The sequence below is a fragment of the Cronobacter universalis NCTC 9529 genome (genome assembly GCF_001277175.1).
Taxonomy (GTDB): domain Bacteria; phylum Pseudomonadota; class Gammaproteobacteria; order Enterobacterales; family Enterobacteriaceae; genus Cronobacter; species Cronobacter universalis.
Map to the genome: position 1 here is coordinate 777,775 of NZ_CP012257.1, position 26,296 is coordinate 804,070.

A 26,296-nucleotide genomic window follows, 5' to 3' on the forward strand; every position below is an offset into this window, starting at 1 on the left:
TTATCACTGTCAGGAACAGGCGTCGCGAAATTAACGGTCATAAGCGCCGCTTATATTCAGCATATCTCTCCGTTTAATCGCTTTTCTTCAGCGCTGACCGGCAATTTAGTCGGTCCGGCGGCCTCCGATTGCTAATTGCCTGCCTCATTATCAGCGGTTATGTTAGGGAGAACCCATAACGATAATTAACGACAGGACATCACACCTGTACCAGTGACCGTGCGGAAAATGACTTCTGCCGTCAGTCCGTAAACAAAAGCCTGGAGGCAAACCATGGAGATGTTGTCTGGAGCCGAGATGGTCGTCCGATCGCTTATCGATCAGGGCGTAAAGCAAGTATTCGGTTACCCCGGTGGCGCGGTGCTCGATATTTATGACGCGCTACATACCGTTGGCGGGATTGATCATGTGCTGGTGCGCCATGAGCAAGCCGCGGTGCATATGGCAGATGGTCTGGCGCGCGCGACCGGCGAGGTGGGCGTGGTGCTGGTGACCTCAGGCCCTGGCGCCACCAACGCGATTACCGGTATCGCTACGGCTTACATGGACTCCATTCCGCTGGTGGTGCTGTCAGGCCAGGTCGCGACCTCGCTGATTGGCTACGACGCTTTCCAGGAGTGCGACATGGTGGGGATCTCCCGCCCGGTGGTGAAGCACAGTTTCCTGGTGAAGCAAACCGAAGATATCCCGACGGTGCTCAAAAAGGCGTTCTGGCTCGCCGCCAGCGGCAGACCGGGCCCGGTCGTGGTCGATTTGCCGAAAGATATTCTCAACCCGGCGAAAAAACTGCCGTATGTCTGGCCGGAAACCGTCAGCATGCGCTCTTACAACCCGACGACGCAGGGCCATAAAGGGCAGATCAAACGCGCCCTGCAAACCCTGATCGCCGCGAAAAAGCCGGTCATGTATGTGGGCGGCGGCGCGATTACCGCCGCCTGTGAGAACGAACTGCGGGCGGTGGCGGAAAAACTCAACGTGCCGGTGGTCTCTTCATTAATGGGGCTGGGCGCGTTTCCGGGCACGCACCGCCAGGCGCTGGGGATGCTCGGGATGCACGGCACCTTCGAAGCGAACATGACGATGCACAATGCGGACGTTATTTTCGCGGTCGGCGTGCGCTTTGACGATCGCACCACCAACAATCTCGCGAAGTACTGCCCTGACGCCACCGTGCTGCATATCGATATCGACCCGACGTCTATCTCCAAAACCGTGGCGGCGGATGTGCCGATTGTCGGCGACGCGCGCCAGGTGCTGAACCAGATGCTGGAGCTGCTGGGTCAGGAAGAGAGTCAGCAGCCGCTGGACGATATTCGCGACTGGTGGCAGCACATTGAGCAGTGGCGCGCCCGTCAGTGTCTCAATTACGATCGCGAAAGCGGCAGCATTAAACCGCAGGCGGCCATCGAAACGATTTATCGTCTGACCAACGGCGATGCCTATGTGACCTCTGATGTGGGTCAGCACCAGATGTTCGCGGCGCTCTATTACACCTTTGATAAACCGCGCCGCTGGATCAACTCCGGCGGGCTCGGCACGATGGGCTTCGGCCTGCCGGCGGCGCTCGGCGTGAAGCTCGCGCTACCGGAAGAAACGGTCGTGTGCGTGACCGGCGACGGCAGTATCCAGATGAACATTCAGGAGCTTTCCACCGCGCTGCAATATGAACTGCCGGTGCTGGTGCTTAACCTCAACAACCGCTACCTGGGCATGGTGAAGCAGTGGCAGGATATGATCTACTCCGGCCGCCACTCGCAGTCCTATATGGAATCGCTGCCGGATTTCGTCAAACTGGCGGAGGCTTACGGGCACATTGGGATTTCCATCACCCGCCCGGAAGAGCTGGAAAGCAAACTCAGCGAGGCGCTGGAGCATGTGCGTAATAACCGGCTGGTGTTTGTCGATGTCACCGTGGACGGCACCGAGCACGTTTATCCGATGCAGGTTCGCGGCGGTGGAATGGATGAAATGTGGTTAAGCAAAACGGAGAGAACCTGATTATGCGCCGGATATTATCAGTATTGCTGGAAAACGAATCGGGCTCGTTGTCTCGTGTGATTGGGCTCTTCGCACAGCGCGGCTATAACATTGAAAGCCTGACCGTGGCGCCGACGGACGATCCGACGCTCTCCAGGATGACCATCCAGACCGTCGGTGACGAAAAAGTCCTTGAGCAGATCGAAAAGCAGCTGCATAAGCTGGTGGACGTGCTGCGCGTCAGCGAGCTGGGGCAGGGCGCGCATGTCGAGCGTGAGATCATGCTGGTGAAAATCCAGGCGAGCGGCTACGGGCGTGAAGAAGTCAAACGCAGCGCGGAGATTTTCCGCGGCCAGATTATCGACGTCACGCCGTCGCTCTACACCGTGCAGCTGGCGGGCACCAGCGAAAAGCTCGACGCGTTTCTCGCGAGCATTCGCGACGTGGCGAAAATTGTGGAAGTGGCGCGCTCCGGCGTGGTGGGCCTCTCCCGCGGCGAAAAGATCATGCGTTAATCGTATTACCTGCTTGTTATGCATCCGCCCGGCGCCTGCCGGGCTTTTTTTGCAGCGGGCGCGGCAGGCGCGCGCAAAAGCAGTTGCTCAGGGTACTATTCTGCGCTTAGATGTTAAGGATTTTAACTTATAACCCTTGAAAGGTTATGGAGTAACACTCTTGTTAAGGGGCAAACGTGAAACTGGATGAAATCGCGCGGCTGGCTGGCGTGTCGCGCACCACGGCGAGCTATGTCATTAATGGAAAAGCCCGGCAGTACCGTGTGAGTGATAAAACCGTTGAGAAAGTGATGGCGGTGGTGCGCGAGCATAACTACCACCCGAACGCCGTCGCCGCTGGCCTGCGCGCGGGAAGAACGCGCTCCATTGGCCTGGTGATCCCCGATCTTGAAAACACCAGTTATACCCGCATCGCCAACTACCTCGAGCGCCAGGCGCGTCAGCGCGGATACCAGCTTCTTATCGCGTGTTCCGAAGATCAGCCGGATAACGAAATGCGCTGTATTGAGCATCTGCTGCAGCGCCAGGTCGACGCCATTATTGTTTCCACCTCTTTACCGCCGGAGCACCCGTTTTATCAGCGCTGGGCGAACGACGCGTTTCCGATTGTCGCGCTGGACCGGGCGCTGGATCGCGAGCATTTTACCAGCGTCGTCGGCGCCGACCAGGATGACGCAGAGATGCTGGCGAGCGAGCTGCGCACGTTCCCGGCCGAAACCGTACTGTATCTCGGCGCGCTGCCGGAACTCTCGGTGAGCTTCCTGCGCGAGCAGGGTTTCCGCACCGCGTGGAAAGACGACCCTCGCGAAGTGCACTTCCTTTATGCCAACAGCTACGAGCGTGAAGCCGCCGCGGCGCTGTTTGAGAAGTGGCTGGAAACGCACCCGATGCCGCAGGCGCTGTTCACCACCTCTTTCGCCTTATTACAGGGCGTGATGGACGTGACGCTGAAGCGCGAAGGCCGACTGCCGTCGGAGCTCGCTATCGCGACGTTTGGCGATAACGAACTGCTCGATTTTCTGCAATGCCCGGTGCTCGCCGTGGCGCAGCGTCACCGCGATGTCGCGGAGCGCGTGCTGGAGCTGGTGCTGGCAAGCCTCGACGAGCCGCGCAAACCGCGGCCTGGCCTTACCCGCATCCGCCGTAATCTCTACCGTCGCGGCAGCTTAAGCCGCCGGTAATAGCGGGTGAAAAACGAGAAAAAGGCAGCTTCGGCTGCCTTTTCTTTTGATTCGGATAAATCCGGCGCCTTTTTACACATTCTGACACTCTTCCTTCTCATTGCGCAGAAACGATGCGGCGTATCGTATTAGTGGTAACCAATCATTTCTTATGTGTACATTTGTAACCATCACAAGCCATAAAATGACTGACAGAAGGGTTTTAATTTCAGGCGGTTCCCGAACGGCGGAGAAAAGCGAGCTAAACCACAGCTGACGCTGTTAACTCCAGGGCTTTTACCTTAAAATGCCGCTCGCGTCGCAAACTCAACACTTAGTCCTCTTCACCGATCGTATTAAGTGGTTTTTAACGGTCCTGTGTGTATTCGTCATTTTTCTTACAAATATTCATAGCGTTAATTTTGCCTCGTCAGGATGGCAGGGATTTTATTTGCCGCTTTCTCTTTGTCAGCGCCGAATCTTTTGTTGAAGGCTGCCCCGGTGCTGGCTTGACAAGCTTTTCCTCCGCTCCGTAAACTCCGGTGGGTGGGATTTTGTGGGATAAAGTGGTGAAAAAGGGCAGAGCTCAGTGAGGCTTTAATGTTTCGTGGCGCAACGTTGGTGAATCTCGACAGCAAAGGGCGGTTATCCGTTCCGACGCGCTATCGCGATTTGCTGAACGACGCCTCGTCCGGCCAGATGGTTTCCACCATCGATATTCACCATCCCTGCCTGTTGCTTTATACCCTGCCCGAATGGGTCATTATCGAACAAAAATTGTCGCGTCTGTCGAGCATGAACCCCGCAGAACGTCGCGTGCAGCGCCTGCTGCTGGGCCATGCCAGCGAATGCCAGATGGACAGCGCGGGCCGTCTTTTATTAGCACCCGTTTTACGGCAACACGCCGGATTGACCAAACAAGTGATGCTGGTCGGGCAGTTCAATAAATTTGAGCTGTGGGACGAAGTGACCTGGCATCAACAGGTCAGGGAAGACATCGACGCTGAGCAGTCATCTTCTGAAGTGTTGTCGGAGCGGCTGCAGGATTTGTCTTTATAAAATATGATGGAAAATTATAAACATACGACGGTGCTCCTGGACGAGGCCGTTAACGGCCTGAATATACGTCCAGACGGCATTTACATTGACGGCACCTTTGGCCGCGGCGGACACTCGCGTCTTATCCTCTCTCAACTGGGCGAACAAGGCCGTTTACTGGCGATCGATCGCGATCCGCAGGCGATCGCGGCGGCCGCCGCCATTGACGATCCGCGTTTTTCCATCATTCACGGCCCTTTCTCGGCGCTGGGCGACTATGTCCGCGAACGCGAATTACAGGGCAAAATCGACGGCATTCTTCTCGATCTCGGCGTTTCATCGCCGCAGCTTGACGACCCTGAGCGCGGCTTCTCCTTTATGCGCGACGGCCCGCTGGACATGCGCATGGATCCCACCCGTGGACAATCGGCCGCCGAATGGCTGCGCAACGCGGAAGAAGCGGATATCGCCTGGGTGCTGAAGACCTTCGGCGAAGAGCGCTTCGCAAAACGTATCGCGCGCGCCATCGTCGAGCGCAACCGCGAACTGCCCATGACCCGCACCAAAGAGCTGGCGGAGGTCGTGGCCGCCGCGACGCCGGTCAAAGATAAGTTCAAACATCCCGCCACCCGCACTTTCCAGGCGGTACGCATCTGGGTGAACAGCGAACTTGAAGAGATTGAGCAGGCGCTGAAAGGCGCGGTAGAGGTACTGGCGCCGGGCGGACGCCTTTCGGTTATCAGCTTCCACTCGCTGGAAGATCGCCTGGTGAAACGTTTTATGCGCGAGCAGAGCCGCGGGCCGCAGGTACCGGCAGGACTGCCGATGACCGAAGCGCAGTTACAGAAGCTCGGCGGTCGCGATCTGCGCGCGCTGGGCAAAATGATGCCGGGCGAGGCGGAAGTGGCTGAGAACCCGCGCGCGCGCAGCTCCGTATTACGTGTCGCCGAGAGGACGGGCGCATGATAAGCCGGGTGACAGAGACCTTAAGCAAAGTAACCGGATCGCTTAGCAGCACGGAACGCCATGCGCTGCCTGCTGTGATCGGCGGCGATCTTCTGCGCTACGGGAAACTGCCGCTCTGTCTGTTTATCGCCATTATCGTGACCGCGATTTTCGTGGTCACTACCGCGCACCACACTCGCCTGCTCACCGCGCAGCGCGAGCAGCTGGTGCTGGAACGCGATGCGCTGGATATCGAATGGCGCAACCTGATCCTTGAAGAAAACGCGCTCGGCGATCACAGCCGGGTTGAACGGGTCGCAACGGAAAAGCTGCAAATGCAGCATGTCGATCCTTCGCAGGAAAATATTGTGGTGCAGAAATAAGGACTGACCAGGCGAATGAAAGCAGCAGCAAAGACGCTTAAACCAAAACGTCAGGAAGAACAGGCCAACTTTATCAGTTGGCGTTTTGCGTTGCTCTGCGGCTGCATTTTGCTGGCTCTGGCGTTTCTGCTGGCGCGCGTCGCCTGGTTGCAGATTATCGACCCGGACATGCTGGTGCGTCAGGGCGATATGCGCTCGCTGCGCGTGCAGGAAGTCTCCACCGCGCGCGGCATGATAACCGACCGCTCCGGCCGACCGCTCGCGGTCAGCGTGCCGGTAAAAGCGATCTGGGCCGATCCGAAAGAGCTGCACGACGCGGGCGGCATCACGCTCGATAACCGCTGGAAGGCGCTCTCCGACGCGCTGAAAATCCCGCTCGATCAGCTCGCCGCGCGCGTTAACGCCAACCCGAAAGGCCGCTTTATTTACCTTGCGCGTCAGGTAAACCCTGATATCGGCGACTACATCAAAAAGCTCAAGCTCCCTGGCATCCATCTGCGTGAAGAGTCGCGCCGTTACTATCCTTCCGGCGCAGTGACCGCTCACCTCATCGGCTTTACCAACGTCGACAGCCAGGGGATCGAGGGCGTCGAAAAAAGCTTTGATAAATGGCTCACCGGCCAGCCCGGCGAGCGTATCGTGCGTAAAGACCGCTATGGCCGCGTCATTGAGGATATCTCCTCGACCGACAGCCAGGCGGCGCACAACCTGGCGCTCAGCATCGACGAACGTCTCCAGGCGCTGGTTTACCGCGAGCTTAACAACGCCGTGGCGTTTAACAAGGCGGAATCCGGCAGCGCCGTGCTGGTGGATGTGAATACCGGCGAAGTGCTGGCGATGGCCAACAGCCCGTCCTATAACCCGAACAACATCACCGGTACGCCGAAAGACGTGATGCGTAACCGCACCATTACCGACGTTTTCGAACCGGGTTCTACCGTGAAACCGATGGTGGTGATGACGGCGCTGCAGCGCGGCGTGGTGCAGGAAAATACGGTGCTTAACACCGTGCCGTACCGCATTAATGGTCACGAAATTAAAGACGTCGCCCGCTACAGCGAGCTGACGCTCACCGGGGTGTTACAGAAGTCGAGTAACGTCGGGGTTTCCAAACTGGCGTTAGCGATGCCCTCCTCAGCGTTAGTAGATACTTACTCACGCTTTGGACTCGGAAAGTCGACCAATCTGGGGCTGGTCGGAGAACGCAGTGGCTTATTTCCACAAAAACAACGGTGGTCTGACATAGAGAGGGCCACCTTCTCATTCGGCTACGGGCTAATGGTAACCCCGTTACAGTTAGCGCGAGTCTACGCGACCATCGGCAGCTACGGCGTCTACCGCCCGCTGTCGATTACTAAAGTCGATCCGCCCGTGCCGGGCGAGCGCATTTTCCCGGAATCTATCGTGCGCACCGTGGTGCATATGATGGAAAGCGTGGCGCTGCCTGGCGGCGGCGGCGTGAAGGCGGCCATCAAGGGCTACCGCATTGCGATTAAAACCGGTACGGCGAAAAAAGTCGGGCCGGACGGGCGATACATCAACAAATACATTGCTTACACCGCAGGCGTTGCACCTGCCAGCAATCCGCGTTTCGCGCTGGTGGTGGTGATTAACGATCCGCAGGCGGGCAAATACTACGGCGGCGCCGTTTCCGCGCCGGTCTTCGGTGCCATCATGGGCGGCGTGCTGCGCACCATGAACATCGAGCCGGACGCGCTGACAACGGGCGAAAAAAGTGAATTCGTAATTAATCGAGAAGAGGGAACAGGTGGCAGATCGTAATTTGCGCGACCTTCTCGCTCCGTGGGTGGCTGGTCTGCCTGCGCGAGCTCTGCGGGAGATGACCCTGGACAGCCGCGTGGCGGCAGCGGGGGATCTCTTTGTGGCGGTGGTCGGTCATCAGGCGGACGGGCGTCGGTATATCCCGCAGGCGATAGCGCAAGGTGTAGCTGCCATCGTCGCCGAAGCGAAAGGCGAGGCGACGGACGGCGAAGTCCGTGAAATCCACGGCGTGCCGGTTATCTATTTAAGCCAGCTTAACGAGCGTCTCTCGGCGCTGGCGGGGCGTTTTTATGGTGAGCCATCCGATCGTCTGCGTCTGATTGGCGTGACGGGCACCAACGGCAAAACCACCACCACGCAGCTTATCGCGCAGTGGTGTCAGCGGCTTGGCGAAACCAGCGCCGTGATGGGCACGGTAGGCAACGGGCTGCTGGGTAAAGTGATCCCGGCGGAAAACACCACGGGCTCGGCGGTGGACGTTCAGCATGTGCTGTCAGGGCTCGCCGCGCAGGGCGCGACCGTGGCCGCGATGGAAGTTTCTTCCCACGGGCTGGTACAGCATCGCGTGGCGGCGCTGAAGTTCGCCGCCACGGTATTTACCAATTTAAGCCGCGATCATCTCGACTATCACGGCGATATGGAACATTACGAAGCGGCGAAATGGCTGCTGTTTTCCGCGCACCATTACGGGCAGGCGGTGATCAACGCCGATGATGAGGTGGGCCGCCGGTGGCTGGCGAAGCTGCCGGACGCCGTCGCAGTGTCGATGGAAAACAACATTAATCCAGACTGTCACGGCCGCTGGCTGCGCGCGGATGCGGTGGAGTATCACGACCGCGGCGCGACGCTGCGCTTTAGCTCCTCCTGGGGCGATGGCGAAATTGAAAGCCGCCTGATGGGAGCGTTTAACGTCAGCAACCTGTTGCTGGCGCTCGGCACGCTGCTGGCGCTCGGTTACCCGCTCGCCGCGTTGCTTGAAAGCGCGCCGCGCCTCCAGCCGGTCAATGGCCGCATGGAAGTGTTCAGCGCGCCGGGCAAACCAACCGTGGTGGTCGATTACGCCCACACGCCGGACGCGCTCGAAAAAGCATTGCAGGCCGCGCGTCTGCACTGCGCGGGCAAGCTCTGGTGTGTGTTCGGCTGCGGCGGCGATCGCGATAAAGGCAAACGCCCGCTGATGGGCGCGATTGCCGAGCAATTCGCCGATGTCGTGGTGGTCACTGATGACAACCCGCGCACCGAAGATCCGAAGGCGATCATCGCCGATATCCTGACCGGTATGCTGGATGCGGGCCGCGCGCGGGTCGTTGAAGGCCGCGCCGAAGCCGTAACCAACGCTATTATGCAGGCGGCGGAAAACGACGTCGTGCTGCTGGCGGGCAAAGGCCATGAGGATTACCAGATTGTCGGCACCCGCCGACTTGATTATTCCGACCGCGTCACCGCGGCGCGTCTGCTGGGAGCAGTGGCATGATTCGCGTATCTCTGAGCCAGCTTGCCGTCATTCTGAAAGGCGAGCTGCACGGCGCCGATGCTGATATCGACGCGGTAACGACCGACACCCGCAAACTGACGCCAGGCTGCCTGTTTGTGGCGCTGAAAGGCGAGCGTTTCGACGCGCACGATTTTGCAGGCCAGGCGCAGGCGGGCGGCGCGGGCGCGCTGCTGGTAAGCCGCAAGCTGGATATCGACCTGCCGCAACTGGTGGTCGCCGACACGCGTTTGGCGTTTGGCGAACTGGCGGCGTGGGTCAGACAACAGGTGCCCGCGCGCGTAGTCGCGCTGACGGGATCTTCCGGCAAAACCTCGGTGAAAGAGATGACCGCCGCCATTCTTGGCGAGTGCGGCAACACGCTTTACACCGCAGGCAACCTGAATAATGACATCGGCGTACCGATGACGCTGCTGCGCCTCACGCCGGAGCATGAGTACGCGGTAATTGAGCTTGGCGCGAACCATCAGGGCGAAATCGCCTGGACCGTGAGCCTGACTCGCCCGGAAGCCGCGCTGGTTAACAACCTGGCGGCGGCGCATCTGGAAGGTTTCGGCTCGCTCGCGGGCGTGGCAAAAGCCAAAGGCGAGATCTTCACTGGCTTGCCGGCAAACGGCATCGCGATTCTGAACGCTGATAATAACGACTGGCTGAACTGGCAGAGCGTCATTGGCGATCGCAAGGTCTGGCGCTTCTCGCCGAATCTCGACACCAGCGATTTCAGCGCCACCAATATCCATATCACCAGCCACGGCACCGAATTTACGCTGCGTACGCCAACGGGCGACGTGGATGTTCTGCTGCCGCTGCCAGGGCGTCACAATATCGCCAACGCGCTCGCGGCTTCGGCGCTGTCGATGGCCGTCGGCGCGCCGCTTGAGGCGATTAAAGCCGGGCTTGCGAAGCTTAAAGCAGTGCCAGGACGTCTGTTCCCGGTGCATCTCGGCGAAAACCAGCTGCTGCTGGATGACAGCTACAACGCCAACGTCGGTTCCATGACCGCGGCCGCGCAGGTGCTCTCTGAAATGCCGGGCTACCGCGTGATGGTGGTGGGCGACATGGCGGAGCTCGGCGATGAAGCCGAAGCGTGCCATCAGCAGGTGGGCGAAGCGGCGAAAGCAGCAGGCATCGATAAAGTCCTGAGCGTCGGCACGCTCAGCGAAGGCATCAGCCGCGCCAGCGGCGTGGGCGAACATTTCCGCGATAAGCAGGCCGTGATTGCGCGCCTGAAGACGCTTATCAACGAGCATTCCATCATTACCCTTTTAGTGAAAGGTTCACGTAGTGCCGCCATGGAAGAGGTGGTGCGCGCATTACAGGAGAACAGGACATGTTAGTGTGGCTGGCCGAGCATCTGGTCAAATATTATTCCGGCTTTAACGTCTTTTCGTATCTGACGTTTCGCGCCATCGTCAGCCTGCTGACCGCGCTGTTTATCTCCTTATGGATGGGGCCGCGCCTGATCGCGCATTTACAGAAGCTTTCTTTCGGGCAGGTTGTGCGTAACGACGGCCCGGAGTCGCATTTCAGCAAACGCGGTACGCCGACCATGGGCGGCATCATGATCCTCACCTCTATTGTGGTGTCGGTGCTGCTGTGGGCTTATCCGTCGAACCCGTATGTCTGGTGCGTGCTGTTTGTGCTGGTCGGTTACGGCGCGGTGGGCTTCGTTGACGATTACCGCAAAGTGGTGCGTAAAGACACCAAAGGCCTGATCGCCCGCTGGAAGTATTTCTGGATGTCTGTGATTGCCCTGACGGTGGCGTTTGCGCTCTACATTACCGGTAAAGGCACGCCTGCGACGGAGCTGGTGGTGCCGTTCTTTAAAGACGTGATGCCGCAGCTCGGCATTTTCTATGTGCTGCTCGCCTATTTCGTGATTGTCGGCACCGGCAACGCGGTAAACCTGACCGACGGTCTGGACGGCCTCGCCATTATGCCCACCGTGCTGGTGGCGGGCGGTTTCGCGCTGGTGGCGTGGGCGACAGGTAACATGAATTTCGCAAGCTATCTGCATATCCCGTATCTGCGTCACGCGGGTGAACTGGTGATTGTCTGCACCGCGATTGTCGGCGCGGGCCTCGGCTTTTTATGGTTCAACACCTATCCGGCGCAGGTCTTCATGGGCGATGTCGGCTCGCTGGCGTTAGGCGGCGCGCTCGGCATTATCGCCGTGCTGCTGCGTCAGGAGTTCCTGCTGGTGATTATGGGCGGCGTTTTCGTGGTGGAAACCCTGTCGGTCATTCTGCAGGTCGGCTCCTTTAAGCTGCGCGGACAGCGCATTTTCCGCATGGCGCCTATTCATCATCACTATGAACTGAAAGGCTGGCCGGAGCCGCGCGTGATTGTGCGCTTCTGGGTGATTTCGCTGATGCTGGTGCTGATTGGCCTGGCTACGCTTAAGGTACGTTAAACATGGCAGATTATCAGGGTAAAAAAGTCGTCATCATCGGGCTTGGGTTAACCGGCCTTTCCTGCGTGGACTTTTTCCTGGCGCGCGGCGTGACGCCGCGCGTGATGGATACCCGAATCTCCCCGCCGGGGCTGGATAAGCTGCCGGAAGAGGTGGAGCGCCATCTCGGCTCGCTCAACGAAACCTGGCTGATGAACGCCGATCTGATCGTCGCAAGCCCCGGCATCGCCCTCGCGCATCCGGCGTTGAGCGCGGCGGCGGACGCGGGCGTTGAGATCGTCGGCGATATCGAACTGTTTTGCCGCGAAGCGCAGGCGCCGATCGTCGCCATTACCGGTTCGAACGGTAAGAGCACCGTGACGACGCTGGTCGGCGAAATGGCGAAAGCGGCGGGTGTTAATGTGGGCGTCGGCGGCAATATCGGCCTGCCCGCGCTGATGCTGCTGGAAGAGGGGCGCGAGCTCTATGTCCTTGAGCTTTCCAGCTTCCAGCTCGAAACCACGTTTAGCCTGAAGGCCGCCGCCGCGACCATTCTTAACGTCACCGAAGATCATATGGATCGCTATCCGCTCGGGTTGCAGCAGTATCGTGCGGCGAAGTTACGGATTTATGAAAACGCGACGGTGTGCGTGGTGAACGCCGACGACGCGCTGACCATGCCGGTTCGCGGCGCCGACGAGCGCTGCGTGAGCTTCGGCATCGATGTCGGGGATTATCACCTTAACCGCCAGCAGGGGGAAATCTGGCTGCGCGTGCGGGGCGAGAAAGTCCTCAACGTGAAAGAGATGAAGCTCGTTGGCCAGCATAACTACACCAACGCCCTGGCGGCGCTGGCGCTGGCGGATGCCGCGGGCCTGCCGCGCGCCAGCAGCCTGAAAGCGCTGACGACGTTTGGCGGCCTGGCGCACCGTTTCCAGCTCGCTTACGAGCATAACGGCGTGCGCTGGATTAACGATTCCAAAGCGACCAACGTCGGCAGCACCGAGGCGGCGCTTAACGGCCTGCATCTCGACGGCACGCTGCACTTGCTGCTGGGCGGCGACGGCAAATCCGCCGATTTCTCGCCGCTCGCGCACTATCTGACGGGCGATCGCGTGCGTCTCTATTGCTTTGGCCGCGACGGCGACGCCCTGGCGGCGCTGCGCCCTGACGTTTCCGAGCGCATGGAAACCATGGAAGAGGCGATGAAAGTCATCGCCGGACGCGTGAAGCCCGGCGATATGGTCTTGCTCTCGCCCGCCTGCGCGAGCCTCGATCAGTTTAAAAACTTCGAACAGCGCGGGGATGTCTTTACGCGTCTTGCGAAGGAGCTTGGCTGATGCGCGTATCGCTTCCACGCCTTCGCCTGCCGCGTTTCCCCGGTATGGGCATTCTCGCCTGGCTTTTCCGGGCGGTTCGCGGCTGGGTGATGGGCTCGCGCGAGAAAGACACCACCAGTCTGGTGATGTACGACCGCACGCTGCTCTGGCTGACGCTGGGGCTGGCGGCGATTGGTTTTATCATGGTGACGTCGGCGTCGATGCCGGTAGGCCAGCGCCTGGCGAACGATCCGTTCCTGTTCGCCAAACGTGACGGCATCTACCTGCTGCTGGCGTTTGGCCTGGCGCTGATTACGCTGCGCCTGCCGATGGAATTCTGGCAGCGCCACAGCGCGGCGATGCTTATCGCCTCGATTGTGATGCTGCTGATCGTGCTGGTGGTGGGCAGTTCGGTGAACGGCGCGTCGCGCTGGATTGCGCTCGGCCCGCTGCGTATTCAGCCGGCGGAATTCTCCAAGCTGTCGCTCTTTTGTTATCTGTCGAACTACCTGGTGCGTAAGGTCGATGAGGTGCGCAACAACCTGCGCGGCTTCTTAAAACCGATGGGCGTGATTCTGGTGATGGCGGTGCTGCTGCTGGCGCAGCCTGACCTCGGTACGGTGGTGGTGCTGTTCGTGACGACCCTTGCGATGCTTTTTCTCGCGGGCGCTAAGCTGTGGCAGTTTATCGCGATTATCGGCATGGGCATTTCGGCGGTCGTGCTGCTGATCCTCGCGGAGCCTTATCGTATTCGCCGCGTAACGTCGTTCTGGAACCCGTGGGAAGATCCCTTCGGCAGCGGCTACCAGTTGACCCAGTCGCTGATGGCGTTTGGTCGCGGCGAGTTGTGGGGGCAGGGGCTCGGGAATTCGGTGCAAAAACTGGAGTATTTACCCGAAGCGCATACCGACTTCATCTTCTCCATTATTGGGGAAGAACTGGGATATATCGGTGTGGTACTGGCGCTTTTGATGGTATTCTTCGTGGCTTTTCGCGCCATGTCGATAGGGCGTCGCGCGCTGGAAACCGATCAGCGTTTCGCGGGCTTTTTAGCCTGTTCTATCGGTATCTGGTTTAGTTTCCAGGCGCTGGTTAACGTCGGCGCGGCGGCGGGTATGCTGCCGACCAAAGGCCTGACGCTGCCGCTTATCAGTTACGGCGGTTCGAGCCTGCTGATTATGTCGACGGCGATTATGTTGTTGTTGCGCATAGATTATGAAACGCGTCTGGAAAAAGCCCAGGCGTTTACACGAGGTTCACGATGAGTGGTCAACCAAAGCGGCTGATGGTGATGGCGGGCGGAACGGGCGGACACGTCTTTCCAGGCCTTGCAGTAGCGCACCATCTGATGGCGCAGGGATGGCAGGTTCGCTGGCTGGGGACTGCCGATCGCATGGAGGCCGACCTGGTGCCGAAAAACGGCATTGAGATCGATTTTATTCGGATCTCCGGCCTGCGTGGTAAGGGCCTGAAAGCGCTGGCGCTGGCGCCGGTGCGTATTTTTAACGCCTGGCGTCAGGCGCGGGCGATCATGAAGCGTTTTAAGCCCGATGTCGTACTGGGTATGGGCGGCTATGTATCCGGCCCTGGCGGGCTGGCGGCGTGGTCGCTGGGTATTCCTGTCGTGCTGCATGAGCAGAACGGCATCGCGGGGCTGACCAACAAATGGCTCGCGAAAATCGCAAGCCGCGTGATGCAGGCGTTCCCCGGCGCATTTCCGAACGCGGAAGTGGTGGGCAACCCGGTACGCACCGATGTGCTGGCGCTGCCGCTGCCGCAAGCGCGGCTGACGGGGCGTGAAGGCCCGGTTCGCGTGCTGGTGGTCGGCGGCTCGCAGGGCGCGCGCGTATTGAACCAGACGATGCCGCAGGTGGCGGCGCGTCTGGGCGATGTAGTGACTATCTGGCATCAGAGCGGTAAGGGCGCGCTGGCGGAGGTTCAGCAGGCGTATGCCGCTGCCGGCCAGCCGCAGCATAAAGTGACCGAATTTATCGATGACATGGCGGCAGCCTACGCGTGGGCTGATGTGGTGGTATGCCGCTCCGGCGCGCTGACGGTGAGCGAAATCGCCGCCGCCGGTCTGCCGGCGCTGTTTGTGCCGTTCCAGCATAAAGACCGGCAGCAATACTGGAATGCGCTGCCGCTTGAGAAAGCGGGCGCGGCGAAGATTCTGGAGCAGCCGCAGTTTACCGTTGAGGCGGTGAGCGAGACGCTGGAGGGATGGGATCGCGCCACGTTGCTCGATATGGCTGAGCGCGCGCGCGCGGCCGCCATTCCCGACGCGACCGAAAGGGTCGCAGATGAAGTACGCGCGGTCGCCCGCGCGTGACGATTGCGGATACTGTTTGTTCCGCGTGATTGATGATGTTATGGCGTTTGCCAAAGGCTTTTAAAGAATGAATACACAACAACTGGCGAAACTGCGTTCTATCGTGCCCGAGATGCGTCGCGTCCGGCACATTCACTTCGTTGGCATCGGCGGCGCCGGTATGGGCGGCATTGCGGAAGTGCTGGCGAACGAAGGCTACCAGATCAGCGGGTCCGATCTGGCGCCGAACGCTGTCACGCAGCAGTTGACGGCGCTGGGCGCCACTATTTATTTCAACCACCGTCCGGAAAACGTCCTGGACGCCAGCGTGGTTGTCGTATCCAGCGCGATTTCTGCGGATAACCCGGAGATCGTCGCGGCTCATGAGGCCCGTATTCCCGTTATCCGCCGCGCCGAGATGCTGGCGGAGCTGATGCGTTTTCGTCACGGCATCGCCGTGGCAGGTACGCATGGCAAAACGACGACGACCGCGATGGTATCGAGCATTTATGCCGAAGCGGGTCTCGACCCGACGTTCGTCAACGGCGGTCTGGTGAAAGCGGCGGGCACGCACGCGCGCCTTGGCAACAGCCGTTATCTGATTGCCGAAGCCGACGAAAGCGACGCGTCGTTCCTGCATTTGCAGCCGATGGTCGCGATTGTGACCAATATCGAAGCCGACCATATGGACACTTACCATGGCGACTTTGAGAACCTGAAGCAGACGTTTATTAACTTCCTGCACAACCTGCCGTTTTATGGCCGTGCGGTGATGTGCGTTGACGATCCGGTGATCCGCGAGCTGCTGCCGCGCGTCGGGCGTCAAATTACCACTTATGGTTTCAGCGAAGATGCCGATGTACGTGTGGAAAATTATCGCCAGACCGGCGCGCAGGGCCATTTCACCCTGGTGCGTCAGGACAAGCCGGAACTGCGCGTGACGCTGAACGCGCCGGGCCGCCATAACGCGCTGAACGCCGCGGCGGCAGTGTCCGTAGCGACGGAAGAGGGGATTGAAGACGAGGCCATTCTGCGCGCGCTGGAAAGCTTCCAGGGCACCGGGCGTCGTTTTGACTTCCTGGGCGAGTTTCCGCTGGCAAACGTCAATGGTAAATCCGGCACGGCGATGCTGGTGGATGACTATGGCCACCACCCGACTGAAGTGGATGCGACCGTGCGCGCAGCCCGCGCAGGCTGGCCGGAGAAAAATCTGGTCATGATTTTCCAGCCGCACCGCTACACCCGTACGCGCGATCTGTATGACGATTTCGCCAACGTGCTGTCGCAGGTCGATGTGCTGCTGATGCTGGATGTCTATCCGGCGGGGGAAGCGCCGATCCCGGGCGCTGACAGCCGCTCGCTGTGCCGCACTATTCGCGCGCGCGGCAAAGTGGATCCGATTCTGGTCTCCGATCCGGCGCAGGTCGCCGCGATGCTGGCGCCGGTACTGTCGGGCAACGATTTGATTCTGGTTCAGGGCGCGGGCAATATCGGTAAAATCGCGCGCCAGCTGGCGGAAGCGAAGCTGCAACCTGAGGAGAACGCGCATGGCTGAGAAAATCGCCGTACTGCTGGGCGGTAGCTCGGCGGAACGTGAGGTCTCCCTGCAATCCGGCAGCGCGGTACTCGCCGGCCTGAAAGAGGCGGGCGTTGACGCGCACGCCGTCGATCCGCGCGATGTGTGCGTAACTACGCTCAAAGAAGAAGGGTTCGATAAAATCTTTATCGCGCTGCATGGTCGCGGCGGCGAAGATGGCACGCTGCAAGGTACGCTGGAGTATCTCGGCCTGCCTTATACCGGCAGCGGCGTGATGGCATCGGCGATTACCATGGATAAACTGCGCACCAAACTGCTCTGGCAGGGCGCTGGGCTGCCTGTGGCGCCCTGGGTGGCGCTGGATCGCCGCGACATCCGTGGCGGCCTTAGCGAGTCGCTGAGCGCGCGTATCGCGGCGTTAGGTCTGCCGGTTATCGTGAAGCCGAGCCGCGAAGGGTCAAGCGTCGGCATGTCGAAAGTCGACAGCGCGCAGGCGTTACTGCCCGCGCTCGAACTGGCGTTTGAACACGACAGCGAAGTGCTGGTGGAAAAATGGCTGAGCGGCCCGGAATTTACCGTGGCTATCCTTGGCGATGAGATCCTGCCTTCGATTCGCATCCAGCCTGCCGGCGTGTTTTATGACTACGAGGCGAAGTATCTTTCGGACGAGACGCAATATTTTTGTCCGGCAGGCATTGATGCCGAACGTGAGCAGGCGCTACAGGCGCTGGTGCTGGAAGCGTGGCGTGTGCTGGGCTGCCGGGGCTGGGGCCGCGTGGACGTGATGCAGGACAGCGACGGCGAGTTTTACCTGCTTGAGGTGAATACGGCGCCTGGCATGACCAGCCATAGCCTGGTGCCGATGGCGGCGCGTCAGGCGGGCATGAGCTTCTCACAGCTGGTGGTGCGTATTCTGGAGCTGGCGAACTGATATGTCGCAGGCTGCGCTGAACACGAAAAATCGTCCTGAAGAAAATACGGTTTCGCGCCGTAATAATGGGACCCGTCTTGCAGGCATCGTCTTTCTGCTGGCGGTCGTGTTAACCGTGATATTCGGCGGCTGGATGGTGCTGGGGTGGATGGAAGACGCCCAGCGCCTGCCGCTGTCAAAGCTGGTGGTAACGGGCGAGCGCCATTACACCCGCAACGATGATATTCGTCAGTCCATCCTGGCGCTGGGCGCGCCGGGCACGTTTATGACGCAGGACGTGAATATCATCCAGAATCAGATAGAACGTTTGCCGTGGATCAAGCAGGCAAGCGTAAGAAAGCAATGGCCGGACGAATTGAAGATTCATCTGGTTGAATATGTGCCGATAGCACGCTGGAATGACCAGCACATGATCGACACCGACGGTACGGCCTTCAGCGTGCCGTCCGATCGCGCCAGTAAGCAGGTTTTGCCGTTACTGTACGGCCCGGAAGGCAGCGAGAACGAAGTGCTGCAGGGTTACCGGTCGATGGGACAGGTGCTGGCGAAAGATAAATTTACACTGAAGGAAGCGGCGATGACCGCGCGTCGCTCCTGGCAGGTGACGTTGAGCAATAATATTAAGCTCAATCTCGGTCGGGATGACACAATGAAACGCCTGGAACGCTTTGTGGAGCTGTACCCGGTTCTGCAACAGCAAGCGCAAACTGACAATAAGCGGATAAGCTATGTCGATTTACGCTATGACTCCGGCGCGGCGGTCGGCTGGGAGCCGGCCCCCACAGAGGAAATTAATCAGCAACAGAATCAGGCACAGGCAGAGCAACAATGATTAAGGCGACGGACAGAAAACTGGTAGTTGGACTGGAGATTGGCACTGCGAAGGTCGCCGCTTTGGTAGGGGAAGTTCTGCCCGACGGTATGATCAATATCATTGGCGTGGGAAGCTGTCCGTCCCGCGGGATGGATAAAGGCGGCGTTAACGATCTGGAATCGGTGGTGAAGTGCGTTCAGCGCGCTATAGACCAGGCCGAGCTGATGGCGGATTGCCAGATCTCTTCCGTCTACTTGGCGCTTTCCGGCAAGCATATTAGCTGCCAGAACGAAATCGGCATGGTGCCGATCTCTGAAGAGGAAGTGACGCAGGAAGATGTTGAAAATGTTGTCCATACCGCAAAATCAGTACGCGTACGCGATGAACATCGCGTATTGCATGTGATTCCGCAGGAATACGCTATTGATTACCAGGAAGGGATTAAAAACCCGGTAGGGTTATCCGGCGTTCGCATGCAGGCGAAAGTGCATTTAATCACCTGCCACAATGACATGGCGAAAAACATCGTCAAGGCGGTGGAACGTTGCGGTCTGAAAGTTGACCAACTTATTTTCGCGGGCCTGGCCTCCAGCTACTCCGTGTTAACGGAAGACGAGCGTGAGCTGGGCGTCTGCGTGGTGGATATCGGCGGTGGTACAATGGATATCGCCGTTTATACCGGCGGCGCGCTGCGTCACACTAAAGTGATTCCGTATGCCGGGAACGTGGTCACCAGCGATATCGCTTATGCCTTCGGCACGCCGCCGAGCGATGCCGAGGCGATTAAAGTGCGCCACGGCTGCGCGCTGGGGTCGCTGGTCGGTAAAGACGAGAGCGTCGAGGTGCCGAGCGTGGGCGGGCGTCCGCCGCGCAGCCTCCAGCGTCAGACGCTGGCGGAAGTGATTGAGCCGCGTTATACCGAGCTGCTTAATCTGGTAAACGAAGAAATTTTGCAGTTGCAGGAGCAGCTTCGCCAGCAGGGCGTGAAACATCATCTTGCGGCGGGGATTGTATTAACCGGCGGCGCGGCGCAAATTGAAGGTCTGGCGGCGTGCGCGCAGCGGGTGTTCCATACGCAGGTGCGTATTGGACAGCCCTTAAATATTACTGGCCTTACCGATTACGCCCAGGAGCCCTACTACTCCACGGCGGTGGGTTTACTGCATTATGGTAAAGAATCGCATCTCAGCGGTGAGGCGGAAGTGGAAAAACGAACCTCAGTCGGCTCGTGGATCAAACGGATCAACAGCTGGCTGCGAAAAGAGTTTTAATTTTTTTCAGAGACCGGACAAAATTAGCGGTCTCAGGCGAAAGGCACAAAACGGAGAGACATTATGTTTGAACCTATGGAACTGACCAACGACGCGGTGATTAAAGTCATCGGCGTCGGTGGCGGCGGCGGTAATGCCGTAGAACATATGGTGCGCGAGCGCATCGAAGGTGTTGAGTTCTTCGCAGTCAACACCGATGCCCAGGCGCTGCGTAAAACCGCAGTCGGCCAGACCATTCAGATTGGTAGCGGCATCACTAAAGGTCTGGGTGCTGGCGCAAACCCGGAAGTCGGTCGTAACGCTGCGGAAGAAGACCGCGAAGCGCTGCGTGCCGCATTAGATGGCGCTGACATGGTGTTTATCGCAGCCGGTATGGGCGGCGGTACGGGTACTGGCGCTGCGCCGGTTGTGGCTGAAGTGGCGAAAGACCTCGGCATCCTGACCGTTGCTGTCGTGACCAAGCCGTTCAATTTCGAAGGCAAAAAGCGTATGGCTTTTGCCGAACAGGGTATTGCCGAGCTCTCCCGTCATGTCGACTCCCTGATTACCATTCCTAACGACAAACTGCTGAAAGTACTGGGTCGTGGGATCTCTCTGCTGGACGCGTTCGGCGCGGCCAACGACGTGCTGAAAGGCGCGGTGCAGGGTATCGCCGAACTGATTACGCGTCCGGGCCTGATGAACGTCGACTTTGCGGATGTGCGCACCGTGATGTCTGAAATGGGTTACGCCATGATGGGCTCCGGTGTCGCAAGCGGCGAAGACCGTGCGGAAGAAGCCGCAGAAATGGCGATCTCCAGCCCGCTGCTGGAAGATATCGACCTCTCCGGCGCGCGCGGCGTTCTGGTCAACATCACGGCGGGCTTCGACCTGCGTCTTGATGAGTTCGAAACCGTGGGTAACACTATCCGCGCCTTCGCATCGGATAACGCCACCGTGGTTATCGGTACGTCTCTCGACCCGGATATGAACGACGAACTGCGCGTAACGGTAGTTGCGACCGGTATCGGCATGGATAAGCGTCCGGAAATCACTCTGGTGACCAACAAACAGACGCAGCAGCCGGCAATGGATCGTTATCAGCAGCACGGTATGGCGCCGCTGACCCAGGAGCAGAAACCGGCTTCTAAAGTGGTTAACGACCCGACGCCGCAGACGGCGAAAGAGCCAGATTATCTGGATATTCCGGCGTTTCTGCGTAAGCAGGCTGATTAAGAATAAGCCGGAAGTTGGGCTGATGCGCTCTTTGTGCTAAAATGCCCCACCGGTTGTGATGTACACTATCGGTAAGGTGAATTATTTGGCGAGATTATACGATGATCAAACAAAGGACTCTTAAACGTATCGTTCAGGCGACTGGTGTCGGTTTACATACCGGCAAAAAAGTCACCCTGACGCTGCGCCCTGCGCCGGCAAATACCGGGGTCATCTATCGTCGCACCGACTTGAATCCTCCGGTAGATTTCCCGGCCGATGCCAAATCTGTGCGTGATACCATGCTCTGTACTTGCCTGGTCAATGAGCATGATGTGCGGATTTCTACCGTCGAGCACCTGAACGCCGCGCTGGCGGGTCTTGGTATCGACAACATCATCGTCGAAGTGGACGCGCCTGAAATCCCGATTATGGATGGCAGCGCCGCGCCGTTCGTTTACCTGCTGGTTGATGCAGGTATCGATGAGCTGAACGTAGCGAAGAAATTCGTGCGCATTAAAGAAACCGTGCGCGTTGAGGATGGCGATAAGTGGGCGGAATTTAAACCGTATAACGGTTTTTCGCTGGACTTCACAATCGACTTCAACCACCCGGCCATTGATGCGAGCAATCAGCGCTACTGCATGAATTTCTCTGCAGATGCGTTTATGCGCCAGATCAGTCGTGCCCGTACTTTCGGTTTCATGCGTGATATCGAATATCTGCAGTCCCGCGGTTTGTGCCTGGGCGGCAGCTTCGATTGTGCCATCGTTGTTGACGATTATCGCGTATTGAACGAAGACGGCCTGCGTTTTGAAGATGAATTCGTTCGTCACAAAATGCTGGACGCGATTGGCGACCTGTTCATGTGTGGCCACAACATTATCGGCGCGTTTACCGCCTATAAATCTGGTCATGCGCTGAACAACAAATTGCTGCAGGCGGTTCTTGCTAAGCAAGAAGCCTGGGAATATGTCACCTATGAAGACGAGGCTGAACTGCCTCTGGCTTTCAAAGCCCCTTCGCTGGTGCTGGCGTAACAGCATAGTCTGACTAAAGACGACTGGTAGACCAGGTACTCTCTCCGGCCTGTGTTCACCAGTCGTTTTTTATTGTTCTTAAACAGCCATTTTTCTCTTCGCCTTTTATCCTGCTTTACCATCTCCCTGCTGATGATTAACTGCTGGTTTCTTGTGCGGATTGCGTAAGGTATCGCAGCGATACTGCTGCCGCTTCGCGGGAATGATGGTAATATTTATGCCCTTATTAACAGACAACATAACGCGGGCGCAGGCCGGCGTTATCCGGTGGGTTACAGTGCCTGGTATATTCACGCGTTGGCGACAGTTTGGAAGACGCTACTTCTGGCCGCATCTCCTTTTGGGGATGGTCGCGGCCAGTCTTGGCCTGCCCGCGCTCAATAACAACGCTGAACCCGCCGCGCCTGCCGAGGCCAGCACCAGTCATACCGGTACGTTGCGCAGTTTTGATTCGCTGGCGCTCATCGGGGAAACCTCGCGCCGCTCCGCGGCGTTTGGTGTGGATTACTGGCAGCAGCACGCCATTCGCACCGTTATCCGTCATCTCTCTTTCGCCATGGCGCCGCAGGCGCTACCGATGGCGATGGAAGAAAGCCTGCCATTGAATGCGCAGCATCTCGCGCTGCTGGATACGCTCAGCGCGATGCTGACGCAGGATTTGCAGCCTGCCGCCGCGCAGGCGCAGCCCGCCCCGCGTTTGCTTCCTCACCTTTCCTTTACGATCTCCGCCTGGATTAGCCAGGTACAGGGCATCCGCGCCGGTCCTCGTCTCCTCGCCTGAGTATTGTCGTTTTTATTTATTTCATTTTTTTGCCTGTGCGAGGCTACAGAGAATTTATTATGTTAATCAAAATGTTAACCAAGGTGTTTGGTAGTCGTAACGATCGTACCTTACGTCGTATGCGTAAGGCCGTTGCGCTTATTAACGGCATGGAGCCGGCGCTTGAAAAGCTTTCCGATGAAGAGCTGAAAGCAAAAACCGCAGAGTTCCGCGCGCGCCTGGAAAAGGGCGAAACGCTGGAAAGCCTGCTGCCGGAAGCGTTCGCGGTGGTTCGTGAAGCGAGCAAACGTGTCTTCGGCATGCGCCACTTCGATGTCCAGCTGCTGGGCGGTATGGTGCTTAACGATCGCTGCATCGCGGAGATGCGTACCGGTGAAGGTAAAACCCTGACCGCGACGCTGCCTGCCTACCTGAACGCGCTGACCGGCAAAGGCGTTCACGTGGTCACCGTCAACGACTATCTGGCGCAGCGTGACGCCGAAAACAACCGCCCGTTGTTTGAATTCTTAGGGATGAGCGTTGCGGTAAACATGTCCGGCATGCCTGCACCCGCCAAACGTGAAGCCTACGCTGCCGATATTACCTACGGCACCAACAACGAATATGGTTTCGACTACCTGCGCGACAACATGGCGTTCAGCCCGGAAGAGCGCGTACAGCGTAAGCTTCACTATGCGCTGGTGGATGAGGTCGACTCCATTCTTATCGATGAAGCGCGTACGCCGCTGATTATCTCCGGCCCGGCCGAAGACAGCTCCGAGCTTTACAAGAAAGTGAACAAAATCATCCCGCATCTGGTGCGCCAGGAGAAAGAAGACTCCGATACATTCCAGGGCGAAGGTCACTTCTCGGTAGACGAAAAAGCGCGTCAGGTTAACCTGACCGAGCGCGGACTGGTGCTCGTGGAAGAGCTGCTGGTGAAAGAAGGCATCATGGACGAGGGCGAATCGCTCTACTCTCCGGGCAACATCATGCTGATGCACCACGTCACCGCCGCGCTGCGCGCGCATGTGCTCTTTACCCGTGACGTTGACTACATCGTTAAAGATGGCGAAGTTATTATCGTCGATGAGCACACCGGCCGTACCATGCAGGGGCGTCGCTGGTCTGATGGCTTGCATCAGGCTGTAGAGGCCAAAGAAGGCGTTGAAATCCAGAATGAAAACCAGACGCTGGCTTCCATCACTTTCCAGAATTATTTCCGTCTCTATGAAAAACTGGCGGGGATGACGGGTACCGCAGATACCGAAGCGTTTGAATTCAGCTCTATCTATAAGCTGGATACCGTTGTGGTGCCGACCAACCGTCCGATGATTCGTAAAGATCTGCCGGATCTGGTCTACATGACTGAAGCCGAGAAGATCGACGCGATCATTGAGGATATCAAAGAGCGTACCGCGAAAGGTCAGCCGGTGCTGGTGGGGACTATCTCCATCGAGAAATCCGAAGTGATTTCTGAGGCGCTGACGAAAGCAGGCATCGAACACAACGTCCTGAACGCTAAATTCCACGCCCGCGAAGCGGATATCGTCGCGCAGGCAGGTTACCCGGGCGCGGTTACCATCGCCACCAACATGGCGGGCCGTGGTACCGATATCATGCTCGGTGGTAGCTGGCAGGCGGAAGTCGCCGAGCTGGAAGCGCCGAGTGAAGAGCAGATTGCGCAGATCAAAGCCGACTGGCAAAAACGTCACGACGCGGTGCTGGCCTCTGGCGGCCTGCATATCATCGGTACCGAGCGCCACGAATCACGTCGTATCGATAACCAGCTTCGCGGCCGTTCCGGTCGTCAGGGCGATCCGGGATCTTCCCGTTTCTACCTCTCCATGGAAGATGCGCTGATGCGTATTTTCGCCTCGGATCGCGTCGCCAACATGATGCGTAAACTGGGCATGAAGCCGGGCGAAGCGATTGAACACCCGTGGGTGACCAAGGCGATCGCCAACGCGCAGCGCAAAGTGGAAAGCCGCAACTTCGATATCCGTAAGCAACTGCTGGAATATGATGACGTAGCCAACGATCAGCGCCGCGCGATCTACACCCAGCGTAACGAACTGCTGGACGTGGCGGACATCAGCGAAACCATCAACAGCATCCGTGAAGACGTTTTCAAAGCGACCATCGACGCCCATATCCCGCCGCAGTCGCTGGAAGAGATGTGGGATATTCCGGGTCTGGAAGAGCGCCTGAAAAACGACTTCGATCTGGAGCTGCCGATTGCGCAGTGGCTGGATAAAGAGCCGGATCTGCATGAAGAAACGCTGCGTGAGCGTATTCTGGAAAGCGCGAAAGAAGTTTACGCCCGTAAAGAAGAGGTCGTTGGCGCTGAGATGATGCGTCACTTCGAAAAAGGCGTGATGCTGCAGACGCTGGATTCCCTGTGGAAAGAGCACCTGGCGGCGATGGATTACCTGCGCCAGGGTATTCATCTGCGCGGCTATGCGCAGAAAGATCCGAAGCAGGAATACAAGCGCGAATCGTTCGCCATGTTTGCGGCTATGCTGGAATCGCTGAAATATGAAGTGATCAGCACCATCAGCAAAGTGCAGGTGCGTATGCCGGAAGAAGTGGAAGCGATGGAGCAGCAGCGCCGCGAAGAGGCGGAGCGCCTGGCGCAGATGCAGCAGCTCAGCCATCAGGACGATGAAACCGCCGCCGCGGCAGCACTTGCTGAGCAGACCGGCGAGCGTAAAGTCGGTCGCAACGATCCTTGTCCGTGCGGCTCCGGTAAAAAGTATAAGCAGTGCCACGGCCGCTTAAGCTAACCGGTTGTAACTGACATAAAAGGCGCAGATATCTGCGCCTTTTTTACAGGAAGAAAAGCATGAAAAAATTACAGATTGCGGTAGGTATCGTGCGTAACGCAAAGGGCGAAATCTTTATTACGCAGCGTGCCGCCGATGCGCATATGGCGAATAAATGGGAATTCCCTGGCGGTAAGATTGAAGCGGGCGAAACGCCTGAAGCGGCGCTTCGCCGTGAGCTTCAGGAAGAGACGGGCATAACCGTAACTGCCGCCACCCTGTTTGAAACGCTGGACTACGAATTCCCGGATCGTCACATCAGTTTGTGGTTCTATCTGGTCGAAAGCTGGGAAGGAGAGCCGTGGGGAAAAGAGGGACAGCCGGGGCACTGGGTACATCAGCAGGCTCTGGACGCGCAGGCGTTTCCGCCTGCCAACGAGCCTGTGATTGCAAAGCTTCGCGCACAGTCTTAAAGCTGGTTTTCTTCCTCGCTCCAGCCATCGGTGTCGGAGCGATCGCCGCTGCTGGGAATACGTTTCTCTTCAGCGGCCCATTCACCCAGATCGATAAGCCGGCAGCGGTTTGAACAAAATGGACGAAACGGGCTTTGCTCACCCCAAATAACTTCTTTGCCGCAGGTCGGGCAATTAACGATGGTAACGTCTGACATCAT

23 protein-coding genes are annotated in these 26,296 nt (G+C 58.4%); 22 read left to right on the forward strand and 1 reads right to left on the reverse strand.

Features of this window, described 5'->3' with window-relative positions; all coding sequences use genetic code 11:
* Positions 1-273: 273 nt before the first annotated feature.
* The 22 genes from ilvI to mutT all read left to right on the forward strand — a co-directional run bounded on the left by ilvI (position 274) and on the right by mutT (position 26,096).
* Positions 274-1,998, forward strand: coding sequence for an acetolactate synthase 3 large subunit (gene ilvI, locus AFK65_RS03530; RefSeq protein ID WP_038858046.1), 1,725 nt, complete (start codon positions 274-276; stop codon positions 1,996-1,998).
* Positions 1,999-2,000: 2 nt separating this feature from the next.
* Positions 2,001-2,492: an acetolactate synthase small subunit gene (ilvN, locus tag AFK65_RS03535; RefSeq protein WP_004386411.1), complete on the forward strand. Its 492-nt coding sequence runs from the start codon at positions 2,001-2,003 to the stop codon at positions 2,490-2,492.
* Between the two features lie 176 nt (positions 2,493-2,668).
* Positions 2,669-3,673, forward strand: a complete 1,005-nt coding sequence (gene cra / locus AFK65_RS03540; protein ID WP_004386410.1) for a catabolite repressor/activator — start codon at positions 2,669-2,671, stop codon at positions 3,671-3,673.
* A 579-nt stretch (positions 3,674-4,252) separates the two neighbouring features.
* Complete coding sequence (gene mraZ / locus AFK65_RS03545) at positions 4,253-4,711, forward strand: division/cell wall cluster transcriptional repressor MraZ (protein ID WP_032804276.1); 459 nt, start codon at positions 4,253-4,255, stop codon at positions 4,709-4,711.
* A gap of 3 nt (positions 4,712-4,714) precedes the next feature.
* Positions 4,715-5,656: a 16S rRNA (cytosine(1402)-N(4))-methyltransferase RsmH gene (rsmH, locus tag AFK65_RS03550; protein ID WP_038858045.1), complete on the forward strand. Its 942-nt coding sequence runs from the start codon at positions 4,715-4,717 to the stop codon at positions 5,654-5,656.
* Positions 5,653-6,018, forward strand: a complete 366-nt coding sequence (gene ftsL, locus AFK65_RS03555; RefSeq protein ID WP_007706714.1) for a cell division protein FtsL — start codon at positions 5,653-5,655, stop codon at positions 6,016-6,018. Before rsmH ends, ftsL begins: the two co-directional genes overlap by 4 nt.
* Positions 6,019-6,033: 15 nt before the next feature.
* Positions 6,034-7,800, forward strand: a complete 1,767-nt coding sequence (locus AFK65_RS03560) for a peptidoglycan glycosyltransferase FtsI (protein WP_007783870.1) — start codon at positions 6,034-6,036, stop codon at positions 7,798-7,800.
* Positions 7,787-9,274: a UDP-N-acetylmuramoyl-L-alanyl-D-glutamate--2,6-diaminopimelate ligase gene (gene murE / locus AFK65_RS03565; protein ID WP_038858040.1), complete on the forward strand. Its 1,488-nt coding sequence runs from the start codon at positions 7,787-7,789 to the stop codon at positions 9,272-9,274. The genes AFK65_RS03560 and murE overlap by 14 nt, the downstream gene beginning before the upstream one ends.
* On the forward strand, positions 9,271-10,629 hold the full coding sequence (gene murF / locus AFK65_RS03570; RefSeq protein ID WP_038858037.1) for a UDP-N-acetylmuramoyl-tripeptide--D-alanyl-D-alanine ligase: 1,359 nt from the start codon (positions 9,271-9,273) through the stop codon (positions 10,627-10,629). The genes murE and murF overlap by 4 nt, the downstream gene beginning before the upstream one ends.
* Entirely contained in the window at positions 10,623-11,705 is a 1,083-nt protein-coding gene (gene mraY / locus AFK65_RS03575; protein ID WP_007706942.1) for a phospho-N-acetylmuramoyl-pentapeptide-transferase, read from the forward strand. The genes murF and mraY overlap by 7 nt, the downstream gene beginning before the upstream one ends.
* A gap of 2 nt (positions 11,706-11,707) precedes the next feature.
* Positions 11,708-13,024, forward strand: a complete 1,317-nt coding sequence (murD, locus tag AFK65_RS03580; RefSeq protein WP_038858036.1) for a UDP-N-acetylmuramoyl-L-alanine--D-glutamate ligase — start codon at positions 11,708-11,710, stop codon at positions 13,022-13,024.
* Positions 13,024-14,268, forward strand: a complete 1,245-nt coding sequence (ftsW, locus tag AFK65_RS03585; protein WP_007707071.1) for a cell division protein FtsW — start codon at positions 13,024-13,026, stop codon at positions 14,266-14,268. Before murD ends, ftsW begins: the two co-directional genes overlap by 1 nt.
* Complete coding sequence (gene murG / locus AFK65_RS03590; protein ID WP_038858035.1) at positions 14,265-15,332, forward strand: undecaprenyldiphospho-muramoylpentapeptide beta-N-acetylglucosaminyltransferase; 1,068 nt, start codon at positions 14,265-14,267, stop codon at positions 15,330-15,332. Before ftsW ends, murG begins: the two co-directional genes overlap by 4 nt.
* A 67-nt stretch (positions 15,333-15,399) precedes the next feature.
* Positions 15,400-16,866: a UDP-N-acetylmuramate--L-alanine ligase gene (gene murC, locus AFK65_RS03595; protein ID WP_012815298.1), complete on the forward strand. Its 1,467-nt coding sequence runs from the start codon at positions 15,400-15,402 to the stop codon at positions 16,864-16,866.
* Positions 16,859-17,779: a D-alanine--D-alanine ligase gene (locus tag AFK65_RS03600; RefSeq protein ID WP_007707153.1), complete on the forward strand. Its 921-nt coding sequence runs from the start codon at positions 16,859-16,861 to the stop codon at positions 17,777-17,779. Before murC ends, AFK65_RS03600 begins: the two co-directional genes overlap by 8 nt.
* 1 nt (position 17,780) lies before the next feature.
* The gene (gene ftsQ / locus AFK65_RS03605) at positions 17,781-18,611 is read left to right on the forward strand and encodes a cell division protein FtsQ (protein WP_007707156.1); all 831 of its coding nucleotides are present in this window, start codon (positions 17,781-17,783) and stop codon (positions 18,609-18,611) included.
* On the forward strand, positions 18,608-19,864 hold the full coding sequence (gene ftsA / locus AFK65_RS03610) for a cell division protein FtsA (protein ID WP_004388394.1): 1,257 nt from the start codon (positions 18,608-18,610) through the stop codon (positions 19,862-19,864). Before ftsQ ends, ftsA begins: the two co-directional genes overlap by 4 nt.
* Positions 19,865-19,927: 63 nt before the next feature.
* Positions 19,928-21,079, forward strand: a complete 1,152-nt coding sequence (gene ftsZ / locus AFK65_RS03615; protein WP_004388393.1) for a cell division protein FtsZ — start codon at positions 19,928-19,930, stop codon at positions 21,077-21,079.
* Positions 21,080-21,180: 101 nt separating this feature from the next.
* Positions 21,181-22,098 (forward strand): UDP-3-O-acyl-N-acetylglucosamine deacetylase, encoded by a 918-nt coding sequence (gene lpxC / locus AFK65_RS03620; RefSeq protein ID WP_004388392.1) that lies wholly within the window; start codon positions 21,181-21,183, stop codon positions 22,096-22,098.
* Positions 22,099-22,375: 277 nt separating this feature from the next.
* Positions 22,376-22,879 carry a secA translation cis-regulator SecM gene (secM, locus tag AFK65_RS03625; protein WP_201765213.1) on the forward strand — a complete coding sequence of 168 codons (504 nt, stop codon included), beginning with the start codon at positions 22,376-22,378 and terminating at the stop codon, positions 22,877-22,879.
* A 59-nt stretch (positions 22,880-22,938) separates the two neighbouring features.
* Positions 22,939-25,644, forward strand: a complete 2,706-nt coding sequence (secA, locus tag AFK65_RS03630; RefSeq protein ID WP_007707165.1) for a preprotein translocase subunit SecA — start codon at positions 22,939-22,941, stop codon at positions 25,642-25,644.
* A gap of 59 nt (positions 25,645-25,703) precedes the next feature.
* Complete coding sequence (gene mutT, locus AFK65_RS03635; protein WP_007707219.1) at positions 25,704-26,096, forward strand: 8-oxo-dGTP diphosphatase MutT; 393 nt, start codon at positions 25,704-25,706, stop codon at positions 26,094-26,096.
* On the opposite strand, the gene yacG is transcribed toward mutT, so the two are convergent.
* Positions 26,093-26,293, reverse strand: a complete 201-nt coding sequence (gene yacG / locus AFK65_RS03640; RefSeq protein ID WP_007707221.1) for a DNA gyrase inhibitor YacG — start codon at positions 26,291-26,293, stop codon at positions 26,093-26,095. The genes mutT and yacG overlap by 4 nt on opposite strands.
* Positions 26,294-26,296 lie beyond the last annotated feature (3 nt).